This window comes from Flavobacterium sp. (genome assembly GCF_031423415.1).
Lineage (GTDB): Bacteria > Bacteroidota > Bacteroidia > Flavobacteriales > Flavobacteriaceae > Flavobacterium.
Genome location: NZ_JANPFL010000176.1, coordinates 1 through 5,864, shown reverse-complemented (window position 1 = coordinate 5,864; position 5,864 = coordinate 1). Strand labels below are relative to the sequence as shown.

The window sequence follows — 5,864 nt, the reverse complement described above, 5'->3', positions numbered from 1 at the left end:
TACAATTTTAAGCTCCGATTCAACCAAATCAAGGAACAAATTGTTTTTTGGCTTAATTATTTGTTCAACTTCTATCCTGAAAATAATATTCCTATTTTTGTGGAAATTAAAAATAGCTCTTTTTAAGGGTTGACTAATTATTATTATACTTTAAAATATTTTTAATGCAATAACAAAGAATCACTCCAAGAAGAAAGCAAACCAAATGCTAATGTATTTAAAAAAATTATACATTTAAGCTAATCCTTAAACCGAATCCTCACCCTCCAATTTTCCTACTACTGAGGTCGCCAAAGCATTGCCTAAAACATTAGTAGCACTTCTAAACATATCACAGAAATGGTCGATTGGAAGAATCAAAGCAATACCTTCGATTGGGATTTTAAACATGCCGCAGGTGGCAGCTACAATAACTAGACTGGCTCTTGGAACTCCTGCAATTCCTTTGCTGGTTAACATCAAGACTAAAAGCATCGTCATTTGAGTTCCCATATCTAAATGAATCCCATAGGCTTGTGCGATAAATAAGCTGGCAAAAGTCATATACATCATGCTACCGTCTAAATTGAAAGAATAACCTAAAGGCAGCATAAAAGCAACGATTTTGTCTTTAATTCCAAAACGTTCTAATTCCTCGGTCAATTTTGGAAAAACCGCTTCGCTACTGGTTGTGCTAAAGGCAATAATCAATGGTCCAACAATATAATGCAATAAAGTTTTCATTCTTTTTCCCAGAAAAATAAATCCAACTGCTAAAAGGAAAACCCATAAAGAACCAATTCCAACTAAAAAAGATGCGAAAAATTTAATGTACGTTAACACTAATTCGTTTAAGTCTTTTATGGCAAAAACGCCAGCAATCGCACCAAAAACACCCATCGGAGCAAACTTCATCACATAATTGACCATTTTAAGGACAATATGGGACAACACTTCTATTCCATGAGTTACGGGTTTTGCATAGGTGCCAATTGAAGCTGCTGCCAAACCAAAAAAGATGGAGAAAATTACAATTTGAATGATTTCATTATTCGCCATGGCTTCAACAATGCTTCTAGGAATAATGTGTTCGATAAAATTCTGAATAGAAAAACTTTGCGTTTTTCCCGTTACTTCTGCAGCTGCCGATAAGTCGATATTGGACAAATTCAGTCCCACTCCAGGTTCTAAAATGTTGACCCAAAACAGTCCTATCAACAGTGAAATAAACGACGCACTAAAAAACCAAGCTAACGCTTTTCCTCCTACTCTACCAACGGTTTTTATATCGCCTAACTTAGCAATTCCCGGCACTAAGGTACTGAATACCAACACTGCTATTATCATTTGTACCAAACGAATAAAAACAGTGGCTAAAATTTTTATCTTGTCGCTAAATTCCTTTGCAAAAGAAGCATCATAGTTATTATGAACATAAATACCCAAAAATGCTCCTAAAAGCATGGCGATAACAATTTGAACAGTAAGATTTCCTAAAAAGGAAGATTTTTTGGATGTAGTTTGAGTCATTTTTTTTGGTGCTTAGTTTGCAGTATTCGGTTTGCAGTTCGCAGAACATAACAAACTAAACACCAAAACTATTATAAATAAGTTTTGTTTAATAAATAGAAATCGGCAAGAACAAGTGCCGCCATCGCTTCCACAATGGGAACTGCACGAGGAACAACGCACGGATCGTGACGACCTTTACCTTTCATTTCGGCAATATTTCCTTGGTTATCTAAAGATTCTTGCTTTTGCATAATAGTGGCCACAGGCTTGAAAGCTACACGGAAATAAATATCCATTCCGTTGCTGATTCCTCCTTGAATTCCTCCTGAAAGATTGGTTTTAGTGGTTCCGTCAGGGTTATATAAATCATTGTGCTCGCTTCCTTTCATTTGTGCTCCACAGAAACCGCTACCAAATTCGAATCCTTTAACCGCATTTATAGAAAGCATCGCTTTTCCTAATTCGGCATGCAATTTGTCGAAAACGGGTTCACCTAATCCAATGGGAACATTTTGAATCACACACGTTATGGTTCCGCCTACGGTGTCTCCTTGTTTCTTGATCACACGGATGTATTCTTCCATTTCGGCAGCCATTTTTTCATCGGGACAGCGCACTGCATTGCTTTCAATTTTCGAAAAATCCAAATCTTGATACGGTTTATCTATAAATAACGGTCCCACCGACGAAACAAAAGCATTGATTTTTAGTGATGGCAACATTTGTTTTGCAATCGCTCCTGCCACTACTCTACTGGCGGTTTCACGGGCTGAACTTCTTCCTCCGCCACGATAATCGCGAACGCCATATTTTTTCTCATACACATAATCGGCATGACTGGGTCTGTAATTGTCTTTTATATGCGAATAATCATCCGACTTTTGATTGGTATTCGGGATGATAAAACCGATAGGGGTTCCGGTGGTTTTCCCTTCGAAAATTCCAGATAAGAATTGTACATCATCAGGTTCTTTGCGCTGAGTAACAATAGCAGATTGTCCAGGTTTTCGGCGAGACATTTCAAATTGAATGGCTTCCAAATTTAATTCAATTCCCGAAGGACATCCGTCAATTATTCCGCCTAAAGCTTCTCCGTGCGATTCACCAAAAGTTGTTACTCTAAATAAAGTTCCGTAGCTATTTCCTGCCATTATAATTAGTTTTGAACAAATATAATATTTTAGTTCAAAGTTTAAAAGTTTAAAGTGCGAAGTTTTGAAAAGCAATTTAGAAACCGTTGATTATTTGAACCACGCTATACTTTGGATTGTATTTTCAACTTTGAATTAAAGGATAAAAAAGGAGTCCTAAAAAAATTTGAATTATACTATACTATTTTTTAGTAACTAAAGTTATATGTTATAAAACCAAAAAAATATGAAAAAAATAGTTTTCCTGTTCGTCCTATTTTGTGCCAGTCAATTGGCTAATGCTCAGGAATTAGGTTTTCGTCTAGGAGACGTAGCTGGCGGCAGTGCAGCTGTTGATGCTGTTTTCGCACTCGGAAAATTTAGTAGAGTTCATGCTGATGTTTCGTTTGGAGACGGCGGCGTTGGAACCGAAGCACTTTGGGATTTTCTATACAAACCAGTAGATGGGCAAGCACTAAAATGGTACGTTGGCGTTGGCCCATCAATGGTAATTAATGATGATTTTTTCCTTGGAGCCAGCGGCGAAATTGGTTTAGAATATCGTTTTGAAGAAGTTCCAATTGTTTTGAGTTTGGATTGGCGACCAACCCTATGGCTAGTGAAAGAAACTGAGTTTCATACTGGTGGTTTTGGCTTTAATGCTAGATATGTTTTTTAGAAAATTGGTATTTATAGCCACCAATAATATTTTCATTTACAGTCTATTAAATGAAATTCATTGCAGACATTTTGCTTACACTTCTTAGGGCAATGATGATTTACGTATCACAAGCACATGCTATGATTGTAACGTGCAAAAAAATGGTGAAAGATTAGAATAGTGTCGAGCACGACACAAACCTTGTCGTAGCTTCAAACTACTCCAAGCACAAAAACCCTTTCCAAACTGGAAAAGGGTTTTGTATTAAAGAGAATAATTTGTTTTTATCCTTGTATGCTGTTTTTGTACATACTTCTGAATTTAAAGTATGCAAACAACAAACCTACAATAGCCAATACCAAAACATAATTGTCAATTGGTGAAGGAGGAGTAGCATCACCACCTTGTAAATCGCCAGTATCACTCTCATCGCCAGGTACTCCACCTGCAAATAGCGCAAATGTAGAACATAAGAACGCCGCAGTGATGTAAAATTTTAATGCAGTATTTTTCATTTTTTTCATTTTTATTAATTTATTATTTTTTTTAGATTTTTATAATTTAATTGTTAGTTCAACACTTTTTTAGTTGCAATGTTGCTGTCTTCTAATGTTACTTTTACAATTATAACTTCATTCACCGTTTTTAAATTGTTGATTGAAGCCGTATTTGATTTTACATTATTGCGTTCAGCAATTAATCTTCCTTGAATGTCATATACTTTGATGTCGCTGATGGCCATGGTTTTTGAGTTCACATTTAACATTCCGTTGCTTCTTGAAATAACAACACTGTTCTCATCGAAAACTGGCGCATCTACTTTCAATGTTTTTTGGAATTTCAAACTAAATCTTGTGTTGTCTGTACCTGCTGCTGCAACAAAGGTATATAATTTTGTTGATAAATTTGTTTCAACTCCTGTTGTTTTATCTACCAAATAAATTTCTTTTCCAAGAGCGAACAAACCATCTACGTGGTCTATCGCAATAGAATAAGTATCGGCTGTTGTAGCTTTAAAGCTCAGTGGCACTACATCTGTTCCGTCGAATGGCAACGCACGTCCTTGAATTGCATAATCGGTATTGTCAAGTACTGAGTTTAATGCGGTTTTAGCATCATTGAAATATTTAGCATCAAATTCATCTACACCTTGATTAGCACCCGAAGTATAGTTTATCGCCATTTGTGCGAATTCACCCTTATCGTTTGTAGCGTTCAACCAAATTCTATTGTTCTCTACCACTTGTTTGGTTTTAAAGAACTGACCAGTAGTATTGGTGGCTCTTTGTCCGTTGTTAAATGTCAAGCTGGTAGAAGCATTTTTAGCTTCTACTATGAATCCTTGTCCTGTCTGAATGATTCCATTTGGATTAAACACTTGAGCTTGACCGTTTGAAACAAATGTTCCATTATTAACAGTACAATAAGAACCTCCCAAAGTTCCATTTGTTTTCCTCCAGAAATACAAAGTACTAGTAATTTTGGTACTATTGTCTGAAATAAACTGTGCCATGCTGATAGGCGATGGATACGGATTTCCAACGGCATTGAAACGCATTCCAACTCCATTATTTACTAGAGTAACTGCAATTGAACCATTGTTTGGAACTCCTGTAAACACTCCTGGATAAGCTGTAGGAATGCTTGCACTAGCTAAACTTGGCATACGAATCAAATAACCAGTACCGATAGCGAAGTTTGTTGTTGAAGGACTTGGCACTGCATTGTACAAATTGGTACCCGTGTTGTAGGTATAAAACCGGTTCAATAGCGTAGTTGGTGAGAAATTCAATAAATTCTGACTTGCTACTGGCGATGACCATAAGGTATAATCCAACAGTTTCAGTGCTGAACTATTGCGTTTTACGGTAATGGCACCTGTATTTGTTGCAGTACCCGTCTGAATTAAATTGGCATTGTTTTCAAATACAACGGCTGTGGCACCGGCATTGTTGATTAGCTCATTTACTATAGTCAGGTTCCCTGAATTCACGGTAAGAACTCCGGAGTTTACAGTTAGTTTTTTGGCAATGATTACACCGTCTGCAGGAGAATTAAAATTCCCAGCAATAATCGCATCGACTGATGCTGTTGGAGGACCGTAAGACCAAGATGAACCATTCCAAGTGGTTGCGGAATCAATGGTCAAGTTTAATGTTGCCGTGTTACAACCATCAACATAAGTATAAACTCCAGAAACTGTATATAGTATTCCATTTCCTAGTGGTGTTGCCCATAAATAAGAACCTCCTAGTTGTGCTTGTGTCACATTATTATTTGTTGTTGAAGGCGTGATTGTTAAATTCAACGTATTAATAACGGTGCATCCACTACCATTTACGGTATTGAAAGTATATATTCCTGTGGAAGTATAATTCAAACCACTAACTGGCCAAGTATAACTATCACAAGACGTTTGAGTATCATTAGTTGTTAATTGAGCAGGAGCTGCATTGATTGTTGCACTTGCTGTTGCAGTACATCCGTTAGCATCCGTTACAGTATAGTTATAAGTTCCTGCTGTTAAAGAAGCGGTTGCATCACCTGAATAGGTTAATGTTCCTGTTCCTCCACTTGAAGCT

At 36.8% G+C, this 5,864-nt stretch carries 5 protein-coding genes; 1 reads left to right on the top strand and 4 read right to left on the bottom strand.

What is annotated here, in order from left to right; all coding sequences use genetic code 11:
* Positions 1 to 246 precede the first annotated feature (246 nt).
* Both RMO83_RS14975 and aroC read right to left on the bottom strand, forming a co-directional pair.
* Positions 247 to 1,509 (bottom strand): cation:dicarboxylate symporter family transporter, encoded by a 1,263-nt coding sequence (locus RMO83_RS14975; RefSeq protein WP_310560505.1) that lies wholly within the window; start codon positions 1,507 to 1,509, stop codon positions 247 to 249.
* Positions 1,510 to 1,580: 71 nt separating this feature from the next.
* Positions 1,581 to 2,642, bottom strand: a complete 1,062-nt coding sequence (gene aroC, locus RMO83_RS14970; RefSeq protein ID WP_310560504.1) for a chorismate synthase — start codon at positions 2,640 to 2,642, stop codon at positions 1,581 to 1,583.
* A 226-nt stretch (positions 2,643 to 2,868) separates the two neighbouring features.
* Here aroC and RMO83_RS14965 point away from each other — a divergent pair, with 226 nt between their 5' ends.
* A complete protein-coding gene (locus RMO83_RS14965; protein WP_310560503.1) occupies positions 2,869 to 3,300 on the top strand; it encodes a hypothetical protein in 432 nt (143 codons plus the stop codon).
* Between the two features lie 266 nt (positions 3,301 to 3,566).
* On the opposite strand, the gene RMO83_RS14960 is transcribed toward RMO83_RS14965, so the two are convergent.
* On the bottom strand, positions 3,567 to 3,797 hold the full coding sequence (locus RMO83_RS14960; protein WP_310560502.1) for a hypothetical protein: 231 nt from the start codon (positions 3,795 to 3,797) through the stop codon (positions 3,567 to 3,569).
* Between the two features lie 53 nt (positions 3,798 to 3,850).
* On the bottom strand, positions 3,851 to 5,864 hold a 2,014-nt coding region (locus tag RMO83_RS14955; protein ID WP_310560501.1), incomplete at its 5' end, for a T9SS sorting signal type C domain-containing protein.